Origin of the sequence: Corynebacterium sp. HMSC11E11, from assembly GCF_001807025.1 — a bacterium.
Lineage (GTDB): Bacteria > Actinomycetota > Actinomycetes > Mycobacteriales > Mycobacteriaceae > Corynebacterium > Corynebacterium freneyi.
On sequence record NZ_KV787114.1, the window covers coordinates 3,555 to 26,679 of the forward strand.

General features: G+C 69.1%; 16 protein-coding genes. 4 read left to right on the forward strand and 12 right to left on the reverse strand.

Annotation, left to right across the window (positions count from 1 at the left end):
• The 11 genes from HMPREF3121_RS12830 to HMPREF3121_RS02115 form a co-directional block, all read right to left on the reverse strand.
• Positions 1-932, reverse strand: a 932-nt coding sequence (locus HMPREF3121_RS12830; RefSeq protein ID WP_246816038.1) for an AMP-binding protein, incomplete at its 3' end; no start/stop codon positions are given.
• A gap of 65 nt (positions 933-997) precedes the next feature.
• Positions 998-2,011 (reverse strand): HpcH/HpaI aldolase/citrate lyase family protein, encoded by a 1,014-nt coding sequence (locus HMPREF3121_RS02070; protein ID WP_083291170.1) that lies wholly within the window; start codon positions 2,009-2,011, stop codon positions 998-1,000.
• An 85-nt stretch (positions 2,012-2,096) separates the two neighbouring features.
• Positions 2,097-3,305 (reverse strand): acetyl-CoA C-acetyltransferase, encoded by a 1,209-nt coding sequence (locus HMPREF3121_RS02075; RefSeq protein WP_070519449.1) that lies wholly within the window; start codon positions 3,303-3,305, stop codon positions 2,097-2,099.
• Positions 3,306-3,486: 181 nt separating this feature from the next.
• The gene (locus HMPREF3121_RS02080; protein ID WP_035123097.1) at positions 3,487-4,146 is read right to left on the reverse strand and encodes a 3-oxoacid CoA-transferase subunit B; all 660 of its coding nucleotides are present in this window, start codon (positions 4,144-4,146) and stop codon (positions 3,487-3,489) included.
• 1 nt (position 4,147) lies between these two features.
• On the reverse strand, positions 4,148-4,894 hold the full coding sequence (locus HMPREF3121_RS02085) for a CoA transferase subunit A (protein ID WP_070519450.1): 747 nt from the start codon (positions 4,892-4,894) through the stop codon (positions 4,148-4,150).
• 5 nt (positions 4,895-4,899) lie between these two features.
• Positions 4,900-6,597, reverse strand: a complete 1,698-nt coding sequence (locus HMPREF3121_RS02090) for an AMP-binding protein (RefSeq protein WP_070519451.1) — start codon at positions 6,595-6,597, stop codon at positions 4,900-4,902.
• Positions 6,598-6,663: 66 nt separating this feature from the next.
• Positions 6,664-7,521 carry an HpcH/HpaI aldolase/citrate lyase family protein gene (locus HMPREF3121_RS02095; RefSeq protein ID WP_070519464.1) on the reverse strand — a complete coding sequence of 286 codons (858 nt, stop codon included), beginning with the start codon at positions 7,519-7,521 and terminating at the stop codon, positions 6,664-6,666.
• A 2-nt stretch (positions 7,522-7,523) separates the two neighbouring features.
• Complete coding sequence (locus HMPREF3121_RS02100) at positions 7,524-8,090, reverse strand: MaoC family dehydratase (RefSeq protein ID WP_083291171.1); 567 nt, start codon at positions 8,088-8,090, stop codon at positions 7,524-7,526.
• Positions 8,091-8,104: 14 nt separating this feature from the next.
• Entirely contained in the window at positions 8,105-9,265 is a 1,161-nt protein-coding gene (locus HMPREF3121_RS02105) for an acyl-CoA dehydrogenase family protein (protein WP_070519452.1), read from the reverse strand.
• Between the two features lie 109 nt (positions 9,266-9,374).
• Positions 9,375-11,420, reverse strand: coding sequence for an acetyl/propionyl/methylcrotonyl-CoA carboxylase subunit alpha (locus HMPREF3121_RS02110; protein ID WP_070519453.1), 2,046 nt, complete (start codon positions 11,418-11,420; stop codon positions 9,375-9,377).
• A 33-nt stretch (positions 11,421-11,453) separates the two neighbouring features.
• On the reverse strand, positions 11,454-13,028 hold the full coding sequence (locus HMPREF3121_RS02115) for a carboxyl transferase domain-containing protein (RefSeq protein WP_070519454.1): 1,575 nt from the start codon (positions 13,026-13,028) through the stop codon (positions 11,454-11,456).
• Positions 13,029-13,484: 456 nt separating this feature from the next.
• Here HMPREF3121_RS02115 and HMPREF3121_RS02120 point away from each other — a divergent pair, with 456 nt between their 5' ends.
• Positions 13,485-15,638 carry an AMP-dependent synthetase/ligase gene (locus HMPREF3121_RS02120; RefSeq protein ID WP_070519455.1) on the forward strand — a complete coding sequence of 718 codons (2,154 nt, stop codon included), beginning with the start codon at positions 13,485-13,487 and terminating at the stop codon, positions 15,636-15,638.
• Between the two features lie 150 nt (positions 15,639-15,788).
• Here the strand turns inward: HMPREF3121_RS02120 and HMPREF3121_RS02125 are convergent, their stop codons facing one another.
• Positions 15,789-17,489, reverse strand: coding sequence for a class I adenylate-forming enzyme family protein (locus HMPREF3121_RS02125; protein WP_070519456.1), 1,701 nt, complete (start codon positions 17,487-17,489; stop codon positions 15,789-15,791).
• A 220-nt stretch (positions 17,490-17,709) separates the two neighbouring features.
• On the opposite strand from HMPREF3121_RS02125, the gene HMPREF3121_RS02130 reads away from it, so the two are divergent.
• The 3 genes from HMPREF3121_RS02130 to HMPREF3121_RS02140 are packed head-to-tail and all read left to right on the forward strand — an operon-like array spanning position 17,710 to position 23,079.
• Positions 17,710-19,449 (forward strand): acyclic terpene utilization AtuA family protein, encoded by a 1,740-nt coding sequence (locus HMPREF3121_RS02130; RefSeq protein WP_246816039.1) that lies wholly within the window; start codon positions 17,710-17,712, stop codon positions 19,447-19,449.
• Positions 19,446-21,041 (forward strand): acyl-CoA carboxylase subunit beta, encoded by a 1,596-nt coding sequence (locus HMPREF3121_RS02135; protein ID WP_070519459.1) that lies wholly within the window; start codon positions 19,446-19,448, stop codon positions 21,039-21,041. Before HMPREF3121_RS02130 ends, HMPREF3121_RS02135 begins: the two co-directional genes overlap by 4 nt.
• Before the next feature lie 13 nt (positions 21,042-21,054).
• Positions 21,055-23,079 carry an acetyl/propionyl/methylcrotonyl-CoA carboxylase subunit alpha gene (locus HMPREF3121_RS02140; protein ID WP_070519461.1) on the forward strand — a complete coding sequence of 675 codons (2,025 nt, stop codon included), beginning with the start codon at positions 21,055-21,057 and terminating at the stop codon, positions 23,077-23,079.
• Positions 23,080-23,125: the final 46 nt, after the last annotated feature.

A 23,125-nucleotide genomic window follows, 5' to 3' on the forward strand; every position in this document is an offset into this window, starting at 1 on the left:
ATCGTCGGCACGCCGTACAGGGACGTGGCCTTCTCGGAGTGGACGGCCTTGAGCACGTCGCGGGCCTGGAACACCGGGCCGGCGATGATGAGGGCGGCGCCGCGGCTCAGCGTCGCGATGATGCCCAGCACCATGCCGAAGGTGTGGAAGAACGGAATCGGCACCACGACCCGGTCGTTTTCGTCGTAGGCGAGGAGGGTGGCCGTCTGGTTGGCGTTGTTGAGCAGGTTGCGGTGCGTCAGCGTCGCGCCCTTGGGGAAGCCGGTGGTGCCGGAGGTGAACTGGATGTTCACCGGGTCCGTGGCCTCGACCTCGGCGATCGCGGCGTCGAGGTCGGACCGGTCGCCGTTGACGTCGCGGCCCAGGATCTCCTTCCACTGCTCCGAGCCGAAGTAGATGACCTCCCGCAGGTCCACGCCGCGCTGCTTCGACGCCTCGATGAGCATGGTGCGGTAGTCGGAGTCCTTGTAGCGGCGGGCGGCGAACACGCAGGTGACACCGGCCTTCTCCAGGACGTAGTTCAGTTCGCTCTGTCGGTAGGCGGGGTTGATGTTGACCAGGATGAGGCCCAGGCGGTGGCACGCGTAGGACACGATGGGCCATTCCCAGCGGTTGGTGGACCAGATGCCCACGCGGTCGCCCCGGTGCAGGCCGCAGCGCAGCAGGGCGGCCGCGAGGCGGTCGACCTTGTCGCCGAACTCCCGGTACGTCAGACGCACGTCGGCGAAGACGTCGACGATCGCCTCCCGGTCCGGGAAACGCTCGATCTGGGCGACGAGGTTGTCCCCCAGCGTTTCGGATCGCAGCGGAGCCGCCCCCTGATCCACGCCGGCGCCGAGGACGTGCGACAGCAGGCGGCCCTCGGCGTCGATCACATCCTTCCCGAAAGGCGCGGGCCTGGTGAGGATTTCGGCGGTCGTCGCAGTCGTCATCGATGCTCTCCTGGGTCGATTGAGGTGACGACCAAGATCCTAATTTGATTCCGCGCACAAAATCATCAGTTAAGCCGGATTAATTTTTTATCAAAATTATGGGTGCCCCCGGCTCGCGCAGCGATGATCGCGGCCTGCCTGACGACGGGGGCGTCGATCATCTCCCCGTCGAGTTGGAAGGCTCCGACGTTGTCCGCGGCGCGCTCGAGGATGCGGCGGGCCCGGTCGAGTTCTTCGTCGGAGGGGCGGTAGGCGCGGCGAACCGCATCGACCATCGCCGGATGAATGCACGCGGTGCCCGCGAACCCGCAGCCGGCGGCGTCGAGGGCCTCGAGGTACTGGCCCTTCTCGTCGCGGAAGTCGACGTGAACGGCATCGATGGCGGCGATGCCGTTGGCGGCGGCGTGGAGAACCATCATCGTCCGGGCCAACTGCTGCGGGGCCCGGTACGGGCGGGCGCCGGCGTCGGCTGGGATACCCGCGGCCTCGGCCTCGGCGGCGGTGATGCGCGACGACGTGCCGCCCAACTCGGCGGCGAGATCCTCGGCGCCCCAGAACATGCCGACGACGTCCGGGTGGGACGCGATGGCGCCGATGTTGAGGATCGCCTCGGGCGTTTCGATCATCGCGATGATCTTCAGCCCGGCGAGCTCCTCCGGAATGCGGTCACGGACCTTCGGCAGCATGACGACGTCATACGGGCCCTCCTGCGCCAACCGGGCATCGCCGGCGAACGTCGGGGCATCCGGGCCCGTCACTCGCAGGATCGTGCGCGCGGGATCCAGCGGATTGTCCAGGATGTTGCGCCGCGCGGCCTCGTGGCCGTCCAGGGCGGCGCCATCTTCCAAATCAACGATGACCACGTCGGACCGCTCCGCGGCCTTGGCGAAACGCTCCGGCCGATCCGCCGGCGCGAACAACAGGGCGGGGCCGACGGGCAACCAGGCCGGGGCCGACGCCGACGCCGACGAAGCCGAAGGGGCCGAAGAGGACGTAGCCGGAGACGGGGACTGAGGCCAGGACTGAGCCTGCGACTCCGCCGACTCGGGGCCGCGGGCATCACTGGGGACGGTGTTCATGCCACCGAAACTACCGTCGGGCCCGTCACGGGGAGGCGGAGACGTCGTCACGCACCTCCCCCGAACCGCCTCCCCCGAGCGCGATCTAGTCGCGGTACAGCAGCAGGGCGTCGCCCTGGCCACCACCGCCGCACAGCGACACGCCGGCCTTGCCGGAACCGCGGCGCGCCAGCTCCATCGCCGCCGTCAGCGTCAGACGGGCACCCGAGCAACCGATCGGGTGACCCAGCGCAATGGCGCCACCGTGGATGTTGCACTTCTCCAGCGGGTAATCCAGGTCGCGCAGCGACTTCACGGCGACGGCGCCGAAAGCCTCGTTGATCTCGATGAAGTCGAGGTCCGAGGCCTCCCAGCCGGCCAGACGCAGGGCCTCGGCCAGCGAGTCCGACGGCTGCGCGTGCAGGCTGTTGTCCGGGCCGGCGGTCTGCCCCGCCTTGCCCACAACCGCCAGGTAATCCAGGCCTCGTTCCTCCGCCCAGCCACGACGGGCCAGGACCAGCGCCGCCGCACCATCGGAGATCGGCGAGGAGTTGCCGGCGGTGATCGTGCCGCCCTCCTTCATGAACACCGCGCGCAGCTTCGACAGCGACTCGACGGTGGTGTCCGGACGGATGCCCTGGTCCGCGTCGACCACGATCGGGTCACCCTTGCGCTGCGGAATCTCGATCGGGGCGATCTCCTCGGCGAGAATGCCGTCGGCCTGCGCCTTCGCGGCGCGCTGGTGCGACAGGGCCGCGACCTCGTCCTGATCGGCGCGGGAAATGCCCAGGTCCGCGTTCGGGCCGTCGGTCAGCGTGCCCATGGACACGCAGTCGTAGGAGTCGACCAGGCCGTCGAGCTCCAGCGCATCCTCCAGCTTCAGCGCACCGTAGGACTTGCCCTTGCGCACGCCGCGGGCGATGTGCGGGGCGTTGGTCATCGACTCCTGGCCGCCGGCGACGACGACGTCGACCTCGCCCAGGCGGATCATGCGGGCGGCGTGGATCACCGCGTCGAGGCCCGACAGGCAGACCTTCGCCACGATCTCGGCGGGCACGGTCCACGGCAGGCCGGCCTTGATCGCCGTCTGGCGGGCCGGGTTCTGGCCGGCGCCGGCGAGGATGACCTGGCCGAGCACGACGCGGCCGACGTCCTCCGGCTTGATGCCAGCGCGCTCGACGGCGGCGCGGACGGCGTGGGCCCCGAGATCGACGGAGGTCAGCTCGGCCAGCTGGCCGAGCATCTTGCCCTGCGGGGTACGGGCGCCGGCGAGGATGACGACGTCGTCGGCGTTCGGGGTGGTGTTTCCGGTCATGGTGTTCGTCTCTCCCTGTGCAGCCGCGCGGGGGCGGCATGGACGGCGGCGAACCCGGTGGATTCGCCGCACGGTTCAATTGGTCGTGCGTTCGGTTAATGGAGCCTAGTGGTTTTCCGCGCCGCCGGGCCGGAATTGCGCGACGGGGAGCCACCCTCGGGTGGTGCCCCGCCGCGGCCGACTAATCCTCCAGGTCCACGACGTACGCCGCCGCGGTGTTGTTCTCGATGTCGGCCAGCGTCACGCCCGGGGCCAGGCGCCGCAGAACCAGGTGGTCGTCGGCGACGTCGAAGCTGCCCAAGTCGGTGATGATGCGCTTGACCACCTTCGCGCCGGTCAGCGGCAGATCGCACTCCTTGACCAGCTTCGGCGAACCGTCGCGGGCCACGTGGTCGGTGAGCACCACCACGCGCGGGGTGCCGGCGACGAGGTCCATCGCGCCGCCCATGCCCTTGACCATCTTCCCCGGGATCATCCAGTTGGCCAGGTCACCGGACTCGGACACCTGCATGGCGCCGAGGACGGCCATCTTCACGTGACCGCCGCGGATCATGCCGAAGCTCGTCGCCGAGTCGAACACGGCCGCACCCGGCACGAGCGTCACGGTCTGCTTGCCGGCGTTGATGAGGTCGGCGTCCTCCTCCCCCTCGTACGGGAAGGGGCCCATGCCGAGGATGCCGTTCTCGCTCTGCAGCAGCACGCGCACACCATCGGGGATGTGGTTGGCCACCAGCGTCGGGATGCCGATGCCCAGGTTCACGTAGTCTCCGTCGGCGAGCTCCGCCGCCGCCATCGCGGCCATCTCATCGCGGGTCCACCCGCGCTTTTCCTCGTGGGTCATGTCAGATCTCCTCCCCCGCCGCGGCGGCGGCCGGATCGGGCGCGGTCTCCCGCGGCCGGGTGGTTCGCTTCTCGATGGGCTTCTCGCGGTCGCTCGCCCGGACGATGTGGTCGATGAACACGCCGGCGGTCATGACCGAATCGGGCTCGATGGCGCCGCGCTCGACGAGCTGCTCGACCTGGGCGACGGTGACCTTGCCGGAGGCGGCGCACAGCGGATTGAAGTTCTGCGCCGTGGACCGGTAGACGAGGTTGCCGTCGACGTCGCCGCGCCAGGCGTGGACCAGGGCCAGGTCGGCGACGATGCCGCGCTCCTGGACGTAGGTGCGGCCGTCGAATTCGGCGTGGGGCTTGCCCTCGGCGACGAGGGTGCCGACGCCGGTGGCGGTGTAGAACGCGGGGATGCCCGCACCGCCGGCGCGCAGCCGCTCGGCCAGGGTGCCCTGCGGCGTGAACTCCACCTCGAGTTCGCCGTCGAGGTACTGCCGGGCGAAGAGCTTGTTCTCGCCGACGTAACTGGCGATGACCTTGGTGACCTGGTGGTTTTCCAGCAGGATGCCCAGTCCCTGCCCGTCGACGCCCATGTTGTTGGACACGATGGTCAGGTCCTTGGCGCCGGAGTCGCGCAGGCCCTCGATGAGGTCGAAGGGCACGCCGCACAGGCCGAAGCCTCCGACGGCGATGGTCATGCCGTCCTCGGCCAGGCCGGCGACGAGCTCGCGGATCGACGTTTCGGTGTTCTTGGACATTCGGATCACACCCATCCCAGCAGCTTCGGCGCCATTTCGCGCATCTCGACCTTGCGGACCTTGCCCGAGGCGGTCATCGGGAACGAATCGGTGACGTGGACGTAGCGCGGGATCTTGTGGCGCGACAGCTTGCCCTGCGCGAACTCGGCGATCTGGTCCGCGGTGAGGTCGGCGTTCTCGTCGTGGAGGATGACCCAGGCCATGATCTCCTCGCCGTACTTGTCGTCCGGAACGCCGATGACCTGCGCATCGACGATGTCCGGGTGGGTGAACAGGAACTCCTCGATCTCGCGCGGGTAAATGTTCTCGCCGCCGCGGATGAGCATGTCCTTGATTCGCCCGGTGATGGACAGGTACCCCTCGTCGTCGAGGACGCCCAGGTCGCCGGTGTGCATCCAGCCGTCTTCGTCGATGGCCTCGGCGGTCTTCTCCGGGTGGTGCCAGTACTCCTTCATCACGGAGTAGCCGCGGACGACGACCTCGCCCTGCTCGCCGCGCGGCAGCGTTTCGCCGGTGTCCTCGTCGATGACGCGGGCCTCCAGGTGCGGCATGATCTGGCCGACGGTGTTGACGCGCTTGTCCAGCGGCGAGTCCTTGCGGGTCTGGAAACTGACCGGCGACGTTTCGGTCATGCCGTAGCAAATGGCGATCTCGGACATGTTCAGCTTGTCCATGACGTCGCGCATCGTCTTCGACGGGCAGGACGTGCCGGCCATGACGCCGGTGCGCAGGGTCGACAGGTCGTAGGGGCTGCCGTACTCCTCGTGGTCGTGGGCCTCCTCCAGTTCGGTGATGAACATCGTCGGCACGCCGTACAGGGACGTGGCCTTGGCGGAGTGGACGGCCTTGAGGGTTTCGCGGGCCTTGAAGCTGGGCGCCGGGATGATGATCGCGCCGCCGTGGCTGAAGGTGGCGAACGTGCCGATGACCATGCCGAAGGTGTGGAAGAACGGCACGGGCAGGCAGACGCGGTCCTTCTCGGTGTAGCCGAGCAGCTCGCCGATGAAGTAGCCGTTGTTGAGCAGGTTGCGGTGCGTCAGCGTCGCGCCCTTGGGGAAGCCGGTGGTGCCGGAGGTGAACTGGATGTTGATGGGGTCGTCGGGGTGCAGGTCGGCGGTGTACTCCGACAGGTCGTCGATGTCGCCGTGCATGCGCTCGTACCAGTCCGCGGAGCCGAAGTAGATGACCTTGTCCAGCTTGACGCCGCGCTGCTTCGACGCCTCGATGAGCATGGTGCGGTAGTCGGAGTCCTTGTAACGGCGGGCGGCGAAGACGCAGCGGACGCCGGCCTTTTCCAGGACGTAGTTGAGTTCGTGCTGGCGGTAGGCGGGGTTGATGTTGACCAGGATGAGGCCCAGGTGGTGGCAGGCGTACTGGACGACGGTCCATTCCCAGCGGTTGGTGGACCAGATGCCGATGCGGTCGCCCTTGCGGTAGCCGGCGCGGACGAAGGAGGTGGCCAGGCGGAGGACGCGGTTGTAGAACCGCTCGTAGGTGAAGGACACGTCGGCGTAGACGTCGACGATGCACTCGCGGGAGGGGTGCTTTTCGACGATCGCCTTGAGGTTTTCGCCGAGGGTTTCGGAGCGCAGCGGGGCGGCGCCCTGGTCGACGTCGGCGCCGATGACGTGCGACATCTTGTTGCCGTCGTCGTCTACGACGTCTTTGCCGTAGGGGGCGGGGATGGTCTTGAGCTGGGACATCGGGTTCTCCTGGAGTTCTGTGCCGCGGGGGCGGAAAACTACGTGGGTGGTGGAAGGTTTCGTGCTTTACGACGTCTGCGTGGCGGTCGCTTCGGCGCGTCGGGCGATGGCTTCGGCTTGGCGGAACAGCGGGGCGTCGACCATGCGGCCCTCGAAGCTGAACGCTCCCCCGTCGTCGCGGGCGGCGGCGAGCAGGCGTCGGGCCCAGTCGGCTTCTTCGTCGGTGGGGCGGTAGGCGTCCCGGATGACGGCGACCTGCGAGGGGTGGATGCACACGGTGGCCGCGTAGCCGAGGGCCGCGGCGTCGGTGGCTTCGGCGCGGAGGCCGTCGACGTCGGCGATGTCGACGTGGACGGAATCCAGCGCGGCGCGGCCGAAGGCGGCGGCGGCCAATTGGGTGCGGGCGCGGGCGTGACGGGCAACGTCGCGGTAGGTGCCGGGGGCGTCCTCGCCCTCGCCGAAGCGGGAGGCCGTGCCGCCGAGACCGGCGGTGAGGTCCTCGGCGCCCCAGAACAGGGCCACCGCGTTGTCGGCGGAGGCGACGTCGTCGGCGCGCAGGACGCCCAGGGGCGTCTCGATGAGCGCGATGACGCGATGCCCGGCCAGCGACTCCACCGCCGCGGCGGACTCCGCCTTCGGCAACATGATCAGGTCGTAGCGCAGGTCGGCGAGCATCTCCAGGTCGGCGGCGTGCTCCGGCGAATCGACCGGGTTGATGCGGACGATGACCCGCTCCGGGTCCAGGTCGCCGGCCTGCTCCGACTCGATGATCGCCCGGCGCGCCTCGGCCCGGTTCTCCGGACGGCAGCCGTCCTCCAGGTCGAGGATGACCATGTCCGCACGTTCGGCGGCCTTGGTGAAACGATCCGGCCGGTCAGCCGGCACGAAGAGGATCGCGGGGCCGGCGGGAATCCAGTTGTCCATGATCACGCCGCCCCGTCGTCAAGCGAACCGTCCCCGGACGCGGCCGGGTCGCACTGCACGAGCGTGGCGCGCACCGCCCGGCACACGACGTCGCCGTTCTGGTTGCGGCCGATGTGCTCCAACTGCACGATGCCCTGCCCCGGACGGGACGCGGACACCCGCTTGGACACGCACTTCGTCTCGGCGTAGAGCGTGTCGCCGTGGAACATCGGCTTCGGGAAGGACACCTCGGTGAAGCCCAGGTTCGCCACGATGGTGCCCAGCGTCAGCTGCGACACCGACAGGCCCACCACGGTCGACAGGGTCCACATCGAGTTGACCAGCCGCTTGCCGCCGAAGCCCGGCTGCTGCGACGACCAGTGGGCGTCGAGATGCAACGGTTGGGTGTTCATGGTCAGCGTGGTGAACAGGACGTCATCGGTCTCGGTGACGGTGCGGCCGGGCCGGTGCAGATAGCGGGCGCCCTCCTCGTACTCCTCGAACCAGAGTCCGCGCTGGACGATGCCCGGGTGCTCCGCGTCGTTCGGGCCGGCGGCGCCGGCGTTGGCGGTGTTGGCGGTGTCGGTCATCGGTTCACCTCCCCTTACAGGCCCAGTCCGCGGGCGATGAGCATCAGCTGCACCTCGGTGGTGCCCTCGCCGATCTCGAGGATCTTGGAGTCGCGGTAGTGGCGCGAGACGCGGTACTCGTTCATGAAGCCGTAGCCGCCGTGGATCTGCGTGGCGTCGCGGGCGTTGTCCATCGCGGCCTCCGAGGAGATGAGCTTGGCCAGGTAGGCCTCGCGACGGAACTCCTGGCCCTTGACCATCTTCGCCGCGGCGTCGTACCAGGCCATGCGGGCGGCGTGGGCGCGGGCCTCCATGCGGGCGATCTTGAAGGAAATCGCCTGGTACTCGGCGATGGCGCGGCCCATCGACTGACGCTCCTTGGCGTACTTCACCGACTCGTCGACGCAGCCCTGCGCGGCGCCCGTGGCCAGCGCGGCGATGGCGACGCGGCCCTCGGCCAACGTGGACAGGAAGTTGGCGAAGCCGCGGCCGCGCACGCCCAGGAGGTTCTCCTGCGGGACGCGGACGTCGGTGAACGTCAGCGGGTGGGTGTCGGAGGCGTTCCAGCCGACCTTGTCGTACGCCGGCTCGACGACGAAGCCCTCGGTGCCCGACGGCACGATGATCGTGGAGATCTCCTTCTTGCCGTTGTCGTTCTGGCCCGTCACTGCGGTGACCGTGACCAGCGACGTGATGTCGGTGCCGGAGTTGGTGATGAACTGCTTGGCGCCGTTGATGACGAAGTCGTCGCCGTCCTCGCGGGCGGTGGTGCGGGTCGCGCCCGCGTCGGAGCCGGCGTCCGGCTCGGTCAGGCCGAAGCCCGCCAGCGCCTTGCCCGCCGTGAGGTCCGGCAGCCACTTCTGCTTCTGCTCCTCGTTGCCGAAGTGGTAGATCGGCGAAGCACCGAGGCCGACGCCGGCCTCGAGGGTGATGGCCACCGACTGGTCGACCTTCGCCAGCTCCTCCAACGCGATGCCCAGCGACAGGTAGTCGCCGCCCATGCCGCCGTACTCCTCGGAGAAGGGCAGGCCGAACAGGCCCATCTCGCCCATCTGCGCGACGATCTCGTAGGGGAACGTGTGGTTGCGGTCGTGCTCGTAGGCGACGGGGTCGACGACCTCGTTGGCGAACTGGCGGACGACGGACTGGAGCTCGCGGTACTCGGCGGGCAGATCGGCGGTGTTGACGTCGGTCATGGTGACTCCTTGGTTTCTTTCGCGGGTTTCTTTCGCGGCCCGTCGGGGCGGGCCGGGTGGCTTTTCGGGGTGGGTCGGGGCTTGTCGGGATGTGGCGGGGTGCGCCGGGTCAGCCTTCGTCGGGGACGACCGTGGCCAGCGGAACCTCGGTGGACACCTGGGCGCCGGCCGCGACGTGGTACTCGACGACGCCGGCGGTGGCGGCCCGGAGAGTGTGTTCCATCTTCATGGCCTCCACGACCAGGACCGGGTCGCCGGCCTCGACGCGGTCACCGTCGGCCGCCGACAGGGCGATGACGGTGCCGGGCATCGGCGAGGTCAGGGTGCCGTCGCCCGCGCCGTCGTCGTCGGCGGCCGAACGGACGACGTTTTCGCGGTGCAGCACCCAGGTGCCCTCGTCGGAGGAGACGATGACGTCGGTACCGCGGCGGCTGGCGACGGTCTCGACCTGCCAGTGGCGGGCGACGCCCTCGCAATCCACGCGCCAGCGGTCACCGTCGCGGTGGATGCCCGCGGCGTAGTCGCGGGGCTCCGGGGCCTCCTCGCCCTCGGCCGGTTCGCTGATGCCGGCGACGCGGGCGTCGACGGTGACGGTCGCGTCGTGGGGCGTGCCCGACACGGCGATGAGGCTCGAACCGCTGGTCGTGGCCAGGCGGAGGCGCTGGGTGCCGGGGCGACCCGAGCGCCAGGCGTCCGGCACGGCCCACGGCGACGCCGGACCCTCGGGCCACCGGGAGGCCAACCACGCCATCGCGGCGGCGACCAGGGCTTCGTCGGGCACCGGGAAGTCGGCGTAATCCCCTGCGACGCGGTCGAGCAGGCCCGTGTCCAGGTCGCCCGAGGCCACCTCGGGCACCGAGAGCAGGTAGCGGCAGAAGTCGACGTTGACGCCGACCCCGGCGACGACCGTGTTCGCCAGCGCCCGGTCGAGCCGGTCGAGCGCCTCGGCGCGGTCGGCGCCGTGGACGATGACCTTCATCAGCATCGGGTCGTACAGCGACGTCACCTCGGAACCGTCGGCGATGCCGGAGTCGACGCGGACGCCGGGGCCGGAGGGCTCGACGACCCGGGTGACGGTGCCGCCGGTGGGCAGGAACCCGGCGGCCGGGTCCTCGGCGTAGACGCGCGCCTCGATGGAGTGGCCGGTCATCCGGACGTCCTCCTGGGCGATGGGCAGTTCCGCGCCGCGGGCGATGGTCAGCTGCAGGGCCACCAGGTCCAGGCCGGTGACCTCCTCCGTGACGGGGTGCTCGACCTGGAGGCGGGTGTTCATCTCCATGAAGTAGAACTTGTCCGGCTCGGCGGACGGGACGATGAACTCCACGGTGCCGGCGCCGACGTAACCGCAGGAGCGGGCGGCGTCGCAGGCGGCTTCGCCGATGCGGGCGCGCACGGCGTCGTCGAGAAGCGGGCTCGGCGCCTCCTCGATGACCTTCTGGTGGCGGCGCTGCAGCGAGCATTCGCGCTCGCCGAGGTGGATGACGTTGCCGTGCGAGTCCGCCAGCACCTGCACCTCGATGTGGCGCGGGGTGTCCACGAAGTGCTCGATGAACAGCGAGTCGTCGCCGAACGCGCCGGCGGCCTCGCGACGGGCGGTGACCAGCGCGGCGGGCAGATCCTCGATGCGCTCGACGCGGTGCATGCCCTTGCCGCCGCCGCCTGCGGACGGCTTGATCAGCACCGGGAAGCCGATGCCGGGCGCCGCCTCGATGAGCTCCTCGTCGGTCAGACCCGGGCGGGAAATGCCGGGCACGGTGGGCACGTCGCGCTTTTCGACGGTCGCGCGCGCCGAGATCTTGTCGCCCATCGTGTCGATGGCCGACGCCGGCGGGCCCATGAAGATGACTCCGGCGTCCTCGCAGGCGCGGGCGAAGTCCGCGTTTTCGGACAGGAAGCCGTAGCCGGGGTGGATCGCCTGCGCACCGGTGCGGCGGGCGGCGTCGAGGATGCGGTCCGCGACGAGGTAGGACTCGCGGGCCGGCGACGGGCCGATGTGGACGGCGACGTCGGCGAGGCGGACGTGGGGGGCGTCGGCGTCGGCGTCGGAGTAGACGGCGACGGAGCGGACCCCCTGTTCGCGAAGGGTGCGGATCACGCGGCAGGCGATCTCGCCGCGGTTGGCGACGAGAACCGTGTTGATGGCGATGTCGGTCATGCTCTTCTCTCCTTTCCGTGGTGTCGATTCGGGTTACATCCGGAAGACGCCGTAGCCCTGCTCGTCGAGCGGGGCACCGCCGGCGACTTCCAGCGCCATGCCGAGGATCCGGCGGGTGTCGGCGGGGTCGATGACGCCGTCGTCCCAGAGTCGGGCCGACGAGTAGTAGCAGTGCGACTGCTTCTCGAACTGCTCGCGGACCGGGGCCTCGAAGGCCTCCTGCTCCTCCGCCGACCACTCGCCGCCGGAGCGTTCGATCTGGTTGCGGCGCACCGTCGACAGGGTCATGGCCGCCTGGGGGCCGCCCATGACGGCGACGCGGGCGTTGGGCCACATCCACAGGAAGCGGGGCGAGTACGCGCGGCCGCACATGGAGTAGTTGCCGGCGCCGAACGCGCCGCCGATGACCACGGTGAACTTGGGCACGCGGGTGGTGGCCACCGCGTTGACCATCTTCGCGCCGTGCTTGGCGATGCCCCCGGCCTCGTACTCGCGGCCGACCATGAAGCCGGTGGTGTTCTGCAGGAACACCAGAGGGATGCCGCGCTGGTCGCACAGCTCGATGAAGTGGGCGCCCTTCTGGGCGGACTCGGCGAAGAGGACGCCGTTGTTGGCGATGATGCCCACCGGGTGCCCGTGGATCCGCGCGAACGCGGTGACCAGGGTGGTGCCGAATTCTGCCTTGAACTCGCGGTATTCGCCGGCGTCGACGATGGTCTCGATGACCTCGTGGACGTCGTACGGCTGGCGGGGGTCGACCGGGACGATGTCGTAGAGGTCGGTCTGCTCGCGCAGCGGCTCGCGGGTCTCGCGCACCTCCCACGGGGCGTCGGCGGCCAGCGGCAGCGTGTCGACGATCGCCCGGACGCGGTGCAGCGCGTCGGCGTCGTCGAGGGCGAGGTGGTCGGTGACGCCGGAGGTCTTGGAGTGCAGATCGCCGCCGCCGAGTTCTTCGGGGGTGACGTCTTCGCCCGTCGCGGCCTTCACCAGCGGCGGGCCGGCCAGGAAGATGGTGCCCTGCTCCTTGACGATCACGGCCTCATCGCTCATCGCCGGGACGTACGCGCCGCCGGCGGTGCACGAACCGAGGACGGCGGAGATCTGCGGGATGCCCTTCTTGGACAGGTTTGCCTGGTTGTAGAAGATGCGGCCGAAGTGGTCGCGGTCCGGGAACACCTCGTCCTGGTTGAGGAGCATCGCGCCACCCGAGTCGACGAGGTAGATGCAGGGAAGGCGATTGGCGTCGGCGATCTCCTGGGCGCGGAGGTGCTTCTTCACCGTCATCGGGTAGTAGGTGCCGCCGGACACCGTCGCGTCGTTGGCCACGATCATGCAGCGACGTCCCTCGACGAGGCCGATGCCGGCGACGACGCCCGCGGCCGGAACCTTGCCGCCGTACATCTCGTGGGCGGCGATGGGCGCCACCTCGAGGAAGGGGCTGCCCGGGTCGAGCAATTCGGTGATGCGCTGGCGGGGCAGCAGCTTGCCGCGGGCGACATGACGCTCGCGGGCCTTTTCCGGGCCTCCCTCGGCGGTGCGGGCGAGCAGTTCGCGCAGGTCGGCGACGAGTGCCTCGTGCTTTTCACGGTTGGTGGCGGGGTCCGTCATGTGCGTCTCCGTGTGGGGTGAAGGTCTGCGAAACAGTGCGGTCGCCCGCACTGCGTTAATTTCGATTAACTCTCTGTGGCGGAACAATACTGTGATGCGAACCACTTGCAAAGTGAAACTATGAAACGCGTCACCCCCGCGCCGAAACCCCCACGCAAGGACGGGTGGAGGTCGAACACCGTTCCACCCCGGCGAATGACGCAAAAAGTCCCACCAATTCAGTTAGTCGCGACTAACCGAAACGGGGGTACCGCAGGCATCTCCCGCCACGCACCCGACCCGCCATCACGCCCGCGCCCCGAAAATGGGAGCAAAAGCAACGGCACGGTCACAATCTGGCGGATTTTCCCATGCAAACCAGTTTGCATGCCTAACATTCCATTGAACGTGATCCACGCCACCCCGCAGTGACGTCGACGCGCCCTCCTCCACCGACCGCCGAGAGAAAGCGACACCATGAACGCGCCGCAAAAGGACCTCAGCCCGCCGCCCATCAGCACCATCGGCCTGCCCAAGCCCCAGATCGGCGACGGGTACGGCTGGAAAATCGACGGCTACGCCTCCCCCGCCGACGAGCCCATCGACCGCGAAGTCCTGGAGAACCCGGCCCCCAGCGTCGGCGCCATGGTGTGGCGCCGCGCCACCGCCACCCCGGACCGGCCGGCGTGGCGTTTCCGCGACGCCGATGAAAATTGGGTCGAGCTCACGTGGGACCAGTTCCGCGGCGTCGTCGAGGAGCATTCCGCGGGCCTGCTCGACGCCGGCCTGCGCAAGGGTGACGCGGCCGCCCTCATCTCGGGCACGAGCATGCAGTGGGTCAACTCGGACATGGCGCTGATGTCGATCGGCGTCAACTCCGTGGCCATCTACCCCACGTCCGTGCCCGGCGACATCGAGTTCATCATCAACGACTCCGGTTCGCGCATGGTCATCGCGGAGGACGGCGACCAGGTGGCCAAGCTCCTGGAAATCCGGGATGCCATCCCGGGCGTGGAGCACGTGTACGTCATCGACGACTCCTGGTCCGCGCAGGTGCAGGCCGTCAATTCCCCGGCGGGCATCTCCGCCGAGGACATCGCCGACTGGGTCTCCCCCCTGGCGGCGCTGACCGCCCGGGGTCGTGCGCTGCTGGCCGCCGACCCGCACGTGGTCCGCCGCGCGATCGACGACGTCACCCCGGACACCATCGCCGCCTTCCAGTACACCTCGGGTACGACCGGAAAGCCGAAGGGCGCCATCATCCCGCACAGCGCGTGGATGAACAACATCGCCTCCGTGACGTCGACGCCGAACCTGTACGACAAGGACGTCCATTTCCTCTGGCTGCCGATGGCGCATCTGATGGGCCGCTTCCTGCTGTACCTGTCCATCAACACGGGCATGCTCACCGCGATCGACGGGCGCATCGACAAGATCGTCGAGAACCTGCAGGACATCAAGCCGACCCTCATGGGCGGCGCGCCCCGCATCTTCGAAAAGGCCTACTCAGCCATTCATGCCCAGTTCGAGGGCAACGGCATCAAGGCGAAGCTGGGCAAGGTCAGCATGGCGTTGGCCATGGAGGCCACCGAGCTGCGTCTGGCGGGCAAGGAGGTGCCGAAGTGGCTGGAATTCCGCCTCCGCATCGCCGACAAGGTCGTGCTGTCGAAGATCCGCGACGCCCTCGGCGGCAACGTGCGCATGTTCGTGTCGGGTTCGGCGCCGATCAACCAGGACATCACCAAGTGGTACCTGTCGATGGGCATGCCCATCGTGGAGGGCTTCGGTCTCACCGAGGGCTGCATCACCCACCTGACGCGACTCAACGCGTACCGCATCGGTTCCGTCGGCTGGCCGTTCCCGGAAGTCGAGCAGAAGATCGCCGAGGACGGCGAGCTGCTGCTCAAGAGCGCGTGGAACATGACCGGGTACTACAACCGCGAGGACGCGACGGCGGAGACGCTGCCCGGCGACGGTTACCTGCGCACGGGCGACATCGCCCGCATCGACGACGACGGCTTCGTATACATCACCGACCGCAAGAAGTCGCTGTACAAGTCCTCCAACGGCAAGTACATCGCCCCGGCGCCCATCGAGTCGGAGTTCAAGGGCCTGTGCCCGCTGGCCATGGAGCTGATCACCTATGGCGAGGGCAAGAAGTTCATGGTCGGCATGGTCGTTCTGGAGGAGAAGGCCACGCGCGAATGGTGCGAGCGCAACGGTTGCGAGGCGGAGACTTTCGCGGACATGACACGGGACCCGAAGGTCGTCGCCGTCGTGCAGGCGTCGCTGGGCCGGCTCAATTCCGAGCTGAACTCGTGGGAGCAGGTCAAGCGGTTCCGCATCCTGGACCGTGAGCTCACCGTCGACGCCGACGAGCTGACGCCCAGCCTCAAGCTGCGCCGCAAGCACGTCCACGAGAAGTTGAAGGACAAGTTCGAGGAGCTCTACGCCGACCCGATGGCACCGGGCTGCCACGAGTCCGCCGGCGTCAAGTGGGTCAGCTTCGAGCAGCCCGCGCTGCACGAGCACCCGGTTCTGGCGGAGGACGAGGACATCCACCTGCGTCCCTCCCGCCACCGCCGCGAGCACCGCGAACACCGCGAACACCGCGAGCACCGCGCACACTAGGCGGCGTCGGCCGGTGGCGGCGGTCGGATCCCCGTGATCCGACCGCATGCCGGCCCTCATGACGAAGACCTCCGGTGCGGCGGGGAAATCCATTCCCCGCCGCACCGGAGATCTTTCGCGGTTCGGCCTCCGCCTTTCAGGGGCCGCCGGCTATTCCGACGCGCCGGGTCGGTGCCCCTCGCGGTGGCGCACGGCCTCGCGCAGCTCGGCTTTCCGGATCTTTCCGGTTCCGGTCCGCGGCAGCAGGTCGGTGACGATGAACTCCCTGGGGCGGTGCGAGCTCGTCAGGGTCTCGCGGCCGTGCCGGTCCACCGAGGCGATGAACTCCGCCAGCCGTTCGGGGTCCTGCGCGATGTCGCCGGAGGGAACGACCACGGCGACGACGCGTTCGCCCCATTGGTCGTCGCTCTTGCCGATCACGGCGACCTCCTCGATGTCGGGGTGGTCCATCAACGCGGCCTCGACGGATTGCGTGGAGACGTTTTCGCCGCCGGTTTTGACGACGTCCTTGATGCGGTCGACGAACCAGAAGATCCCCTCGTCGTCGAAGGACCCCATGTCGGCGGAGTGCAGCCAACCGCCGGCGAACACTTCGGGAGACTCGGCCAGGTAGTTCTCCATGACGCCGCCGCCGCGGTAGGCGAGCTCTCCGGTTTCGCCCGTCGGCAGCACGGTGCCGGTGCCCTGTTCGACGACGGTGGTGGTGGTCAGCGCGGTGCCGTAGCCCCAGCTGCCACGGTTGTCGGGATCCATGTCCGGCCATTGGAGGAAGCCGACCGGCAGCGCCTCGGTCATCCCGGATCCGAGCATGACGCGCACGCCCGGCAGTCGCTTTGCGACGAGTTCCCGCAGGCCCTCCTTCATGGGGGCCATCCCGTACAACAGCGTTTGCAGGTGATCGAGGGAATGGCCGTGGGCGGCGCTCCAGTGCAGCAGCCCCTCGATCATGATCGGCAGGCCGACGAAGTGGGTGGTCTTCGACTCCACGATGGTCCGGCCGAGCTGCTCCATGTCGAATCCGGGCAGGACGTGGACCGTGCCGCCCATGGACAGCATCGGCAGCATGATCGCGTTGAGCGCGGTGGTGTGGAACAGCGGAAGCACCAGCGTGGACACCGACGGTTCGGTGCCCCAGTTGATTCCGATGTACGCGGCGTTGGCGTGCATGGAGAGCATGACCGCGACGTGGCTGGTCAGCACTCCCTTCGGGTCGGCGGACGTGCCGGAGGAGAACATCACCTGGGCGATCTGACGGTCGGCGATGACGACCTCGGGCGGGGAGTCGGGGTCGATGCCCTCGACGTCGTCGGCGAGTCGCTGGAACTCGTCCCAGGACCAGTACCTGGATCCCGACAGGGACGACAGGCCTTCTCCGGGAGCGCGTCCGATGACGATGATGTGCTCGAGGTCGTCGGAAAGCTCGGCTCCGATCAGGTGCAGCTGAGGAAGCAGGTCCTCGTGGACGATGATGACCCGCGGTCCCGTCGCGCGGATGGCCTTGACGATGCTCGCCGCCCCGCCCAGGAGGTTGATCATCATCGCCGCGGCACCCATCTTCGCCGCACCGAGGTAGCCGATGACGATTTCCGGGCAGTTCGTGGACATCACCGCGACGGGTTCGCGCGATCGCACGCCGAGGGCGGCCAACCCGTGCGCCAGTCGGTTCGCCTCTTTTTCCAGCTGGGCGTAGGTGATCGAACGCCGGTCGCCGACGATCGCGGTCCGGTCGCCGAAGGTCGCCGCCGACCGGGTGGGCATGTCTCCGATGGAGATGCGACGGGCGAGCGCGCGATCTCGCTCGGCCCCGGTGACCAGGTCCGGGTCAATGGTTTCTGTGATGGGCAGGCGCATTGCGCTGGCCCTCCTTTCTCGCCACGTGGGAGCCGGCACGCGATTTGTGACGCCGGCCACACCTGAAGCTAAACGAACGATTAAAAACAGTCAATCGCGCTTGCTTTTTTTCTTTCGGCGTGCGATTGTGATGCACGGCACACAAAACGAACGGTTCCACCACCAGCGAAGGGAGGCCCGCATGTCCGAGGAGACGAGGGCACCGGTTCGGATCGGAAACATGTCCGGGTTCTACGGCGACCGGGCCGCCGCCATGCGCGAGATGCTCGAAGGCGGCGAGCTCGACTACCTCACCGGCGACTACCTGGCCGAACTGACGATGCTCATCCTCGCCCGAGCGAAACAGAAGGATCCCGCCCGGGGATTCGCCGCCTCGTTCCTCAAGCAGGTCGGCGACAACCTCGAGCTCATCGCCGAACGCGGCGTCAAGCTCGTCGCCAACGCCGGCGGCCTCAACCCGGCCGGACTCGCCGACGCGCTGCGCGACCTCATCGAACAGCGCGGACTCGACCTCACGGTCGCCCACGTGGAAGGCGACGACCTGCTCCCCCGCCTCGGCGAACTCGGACTCGACGAGAGCGCCCTGGCCGCCAACGCCTACCTCGGGGCTTGGGGCATCGTCGAATGCCTGCGGGCCGGAGCCGACATCGTCGTCACCGGCCGCGTCACCGACGCGTCGGTCATCGTCGCCCCCGCCGCCCACCACTTCGGCTGGTCGCGCGACGACTACGACGCCATCGCCGGCGCGATGGCCGCCGGCCACGTCATCGAATGCGGCATGCAGGCCACCGGCGGCAACTACGCGTTCTTCAACCGACCGGGCGAAATCTCCGACCCCGTCCACCCCGGCTTCCCCATCGCCGAAATCGACGCCGACGGCACCAGCGTGATCACCAAGCACGAGGGCACCGGCGGCTCCGTGACCGCCGGCACCGTCACCGCCCAGCTGCTGTACGAGGTCACCGGCGCCCGCTACGCCGGCCCCGACGCCACCCTGCTGCTCGACCACCTCGAGCTGACCGACGACGGCCCGGACCGCATCCGCATCAACGGCGCACGAGGCGAAGCCCCGCCGCCGACCCTGAAGGTGTCCGTCAACTCCATCGGCGGCTTCCGCAACGAGGTCACCCTGTACCTCACCGGCCTCGACATCGAGGACAAGGCCAACCTGGTCAAGGCCCAGTTCCAGGCGATCGAGCCCAAGCCGGCGCAAATGGACCTGCGCCTCGAACGCACCGATCACCCGGACGCGGATACCCAGGTCGCCGCCACCGCCCGCCTGACCGCCGTCGCCTGGGACCCCGACAAGCGCGTGGCCGACTCGTTCTCCCGCGCCGCCGTCGAATTCGGCCTGGGCACCTACCCCGGTGCCTTCTTCCACTCGCCGCCGCCGAAGTCGAGCCCCTACGGCGTCTTCACCCCGGCGTACGTGCCGCAGGACGCGGTCACCCACGTCGCGGTCCTGCCCGACGGCACCACCGCCACCATTCCGGCGCCGACCGACACCCGCGCCCTCGGCTCGGACCACACCGCCCTGCCCACCCCGGCCGCCCCGACGCCCGGGCCGACCGTCCGCGCACCGCTGGGCCGCGTGGCCGGAGCCCGCTCCGGCGACAAGGGCCCCGACGCCAACATCGGCGTGTGGGTCGAAGACGACGCCGCCCACGCGTGGCTCACCCACGCCCTGACCGTCGACAAGCTCCGCGAACTGCTCCCGGAAACCGCCGACCTCGACATCGAACGCCACGAATTCCCCCGCCTGCGGGCCGTGAACTTCGTCATCCGCGGTCTGCTCGGACGCGGCGTCGCCCACGGCGCCCGATTCGACCCGCAGGCCAAGGGCCTGGGCGAATGGCTCCGCTCCCGCCACATCGAGGTTCCGGCGGCGCTGCTCGACCACGACGCCGACTCCCCGACCACAGCCCCCCACGCCACCACCGAAAGCGAGGCCCGGCGATGACCGCCCCGACCACCGTCGACCCTTCGTCCGCAGAGTACGCCGCGGCCGAACGCGCGATGCTCGAAAAGCTCGACCGGATCAACTCCCACATCGACGAAGCCGTCGCCGGCGGCGGCGAAGCCAGCGTCGCCCGCCTGCGCAAGCGCGGAAAAATGACCCCCCGCGAACGCATCGAAACCATCCTCGACCAAGGTTCGCCCTTCCTCGAGCTGTGCCCCCTGGCCGCCTGGGGCTCCCAGTTCACCGTGGGCGCGTCGCTCGTCGGCGGCATCGGCGTCGTCGAAGGCGTCGAATGCCTCTTCATCGCCAACGACTCCACCGTCAAGGGCGGCACCTCCAACCCGTGGACGCTGCGCAAGATGCTGCGCCTGCAGGACATCGCCCGCGAAAACCGTCTGCCGCTGATCAATCTGGTCGAATCCGGCGGCGCCGACCTGCCCACCCAGAAGGAGGTCTTCGTCCCCGGCGGCGCGATGTTCCGGAACCTGACGCAGCTGTCGGCCGAGGGCATCCCGACCATCGCCGTCGTGTACGGCAACTCCACCGCCGGCGGCGCGTACGTCCCGGGCATGTCGGACCACATCGTCATGATCGAGGAGCGCTCCAAGGTCTTCCTGGCCGGCCCGCCCCTGGTCAAGGCCGCCACCGGCGAGATCACCGACGACGAGTCCCTCGGCGGCGCGGACATGCACGCCCGCACCTCCGGCCTGGCCGACCACCTCGCCGTCGACGAGCACGACGCGGCGCGCATCGCCCGCTCGATCGTCCGCCGCCTCAACTGGACCAAGGCGGGCCCGGCCCCCCGCGGCTCCGGCGCGGCCCCGCTGCTCGACCCGGAGGAGCTGGTGGGCATCGTCCCGGAGGACCTGAAGAACCCCTTCGACCCCCTCGAGATCATCCACCGCATCGTCGACGGTTCCGAGTTCGACGAGTTCAAGCCGCTGTACGGTTCGAGCCTGGTCACCGGTTGGGCGGAGATCCACGGCTACCCCGTCGGCATCCTCGCCAACGCCCGCGGCGTGCTGTTCAGCGCCGAGGCCCAAAAGGCCACCCAGTTCATCCAGCTGGCGAATTCCTCCGACACCCCGTTGCTGTTCATGCACAACACCACCGGCTACATGGTCGGCAAGGAGTACGAGCAGAACGGCATCATCAAGCACGGCTCGATGATGATCAACGCGGTGTCCAACTCGAAGGTGCCGCACATTTCGCTGATCACCGCCGCCAGCTACGGCGCCGGCCACTACGGCATGTGCGGCCGCGCCTTCGATCCGCGGTTCCTGTTCTCGTGGCCGTCGGCCCGGTCGGCGGTCATGGGCGCCGAGCAGCTGGCCTCCGTCGTCAGCTCCGTCGCCGCCGCCTCCGCCAAGGCCCGCGGCAAGGACATGAGCCCGGAGGCGGAGCAGGCGATGTTCGACCGGATCCGCGAGCAGATCGAGGCCGAGTCCCTGCCCGAGTTCCTTTCCGGAATGCTTTACGACGACGGCGTCATCGACCCGCGAGACACCCGAACGGTGCTGGGCCTGGCCCTTTCCGCCATTCATTCCGGACCCATCGAAGGCGCCGACGGCTTCGGCGTTTTCCGGATGTGACCAGGAGACGACGATGAACGACAACGACATCACCATCACCCCGATCAGCCCGGTGCTGGTCGCCAACCGCGGCGAGATCGCCCGGCGCATCATCGCCGCCGCCCACCTGCGCGGCCTCCAGGCCGTGGCCGTGTACTCCGACGCCGACGCCGACGCGCCCTTCGTCGCAGAGGCGGATGCGGCCGTGCGGCTGCCCGGCAACACTCCCGCCGAGACCTACCTCGACGTCGATCTCATCCTCGACGCCGCCCGCCGCACCGGCGCCCGCTCGATCCACCCGGGTTACGGGTTCCTGTCCGAAAACGCCGGTTTCGCGCGCGCCGTGGCCGACGCCGGGCTGGTCTGGATCGGCCCCTCCCCCGAGGCGATCACCGCGATGGGATCGAAGATCGAGGCCAAGGCCATGATGGCCGACGCCGGGGTCCCGGTCCTGGGCAACCTGGGGGTCGACGAGATCACCGAGGACATGCTGCCGGTCCTGGTCAAGGCCGCCGCCGGCGGCGGTGGTCGCGGAATGCGCATCGTCCGCGACATGGACTCGTTGCACAAGGAGCATGCCGCGGCCGCCGCGGAGGCGAAGTCCGCGTTCGGCGACGACACCATCTTCATCGAGCGGTTCATCGAGTCCGGCCGGCATATCGAGGTCCAGCTGATGGCCGACTCCCACGGCACGATCTGGACCGTCGGCGAGCGAGAATGCTCGATCCAGCGTCGCCACCAGAAGGTCATCGAGGAAGCGCCCTCGCCGCTGGTCGAAGCCATCGACGGGATGCGCGACCGCCTGTTCGAGGCCGCCCGCAACGCCGCCCGCGCCACCGACTACACCGGCGCGGGCACGGTCGAGTTCCTCGCCGACCACAAGGGCGAGTTCTTCTTCCTGGAGATGAACACCCGCCTGCAGGTGGAGCACCCGGTCACCGAGGCCACCACCGGCCTGGACCTGGTGTCCCTGCAGTTCGACGTCGCCGCCGGCCTGCCGCTGCCGTCGCCCGAGCCGCCGGCGGCGCAGGGCTGGTCCGTGGAGGCCCGCCTGTACGCCGAGGATCCGGCCAACGATTGGCGGCCGATGTCGGGCGACCTGACGCGCCTGGACTTCGACGACGTCGTCTCCTCCTTCTCCGGACCGGACCGCGCGGGACTGCGTCTCGATTCCGGTTTCGAACCGGCCCCGGGCCGCCCGGCGACCGTCGGCACGAACTACGACGCGATGCTGGCCAAGGTCATCACCTGGGCCCCCACCCGCGCCGAGGCCGTCTCCCGCCTGTCCGCGGCGTTGCGACGGGCGCGGATCCACGGGCTCGGCACCAACCGCGACCTGCTCGTCCGCATTCTCGACGACGCCGAGTTCCGCGCCGGCACGTTCGACACCTCGTATCTGTCCGACGAGCGCCTGGCCGAGCTGTCTGCGCACCTGGCCGACTCGGCCACCACCGCCCTCTCCCTGTTCGCGGCAGCCGCCGCGGCGGAAGAGGAAACCCTGTCGGACCTGCCGACGCCGCCGGTGCCCGCCGGTTTCCGCAACGTCGGCCGGGCATCGACCGAGCACCGGTTCCAGGTCGGCGACGAAGAAGTCACCACCGAAATCATCCGCACCCGCCGCGGCAACCCCCGCGGCACCGGCGACGCCGACGGCGCCGAGGTCGTCGGCATCGAGCGACGCGGCGACGCGACGGTCGTGCGGGTCGAACGCGACCGCGTCGTCATCCCGTTCACCGTCCGCACCTACCCCGACGGCGCCGTCGGCGTCGACTCCGGATTCGGCCCGGTCAACGCGGTGAAACTGCCCCGCTACGTCAACCCGTCGCTCGCGGCGGCCGAAGGCTCGCTGCTGGCGCCGATGCCCGGCTCGATCATCGCCGTCCACGTCGAGGCCGGCGACGAAGTCGAGGCCGGACAGATTCTGCTGTCCATGGAGGCCATGAAGATGGAGCACGCCATTCGAGCCGGCACCGACGGAATCGTCGACGAACTCCCAGTCGCCGTGGGCGACCAAGTGGATGCGGGCCGAGTGCTGGCCGTCGTCAAGCCCGCGGAATAGCCCGGCGCCCTCCCGTCCCCCTCCCCTAGCCCCTTCCCCCTCCGAC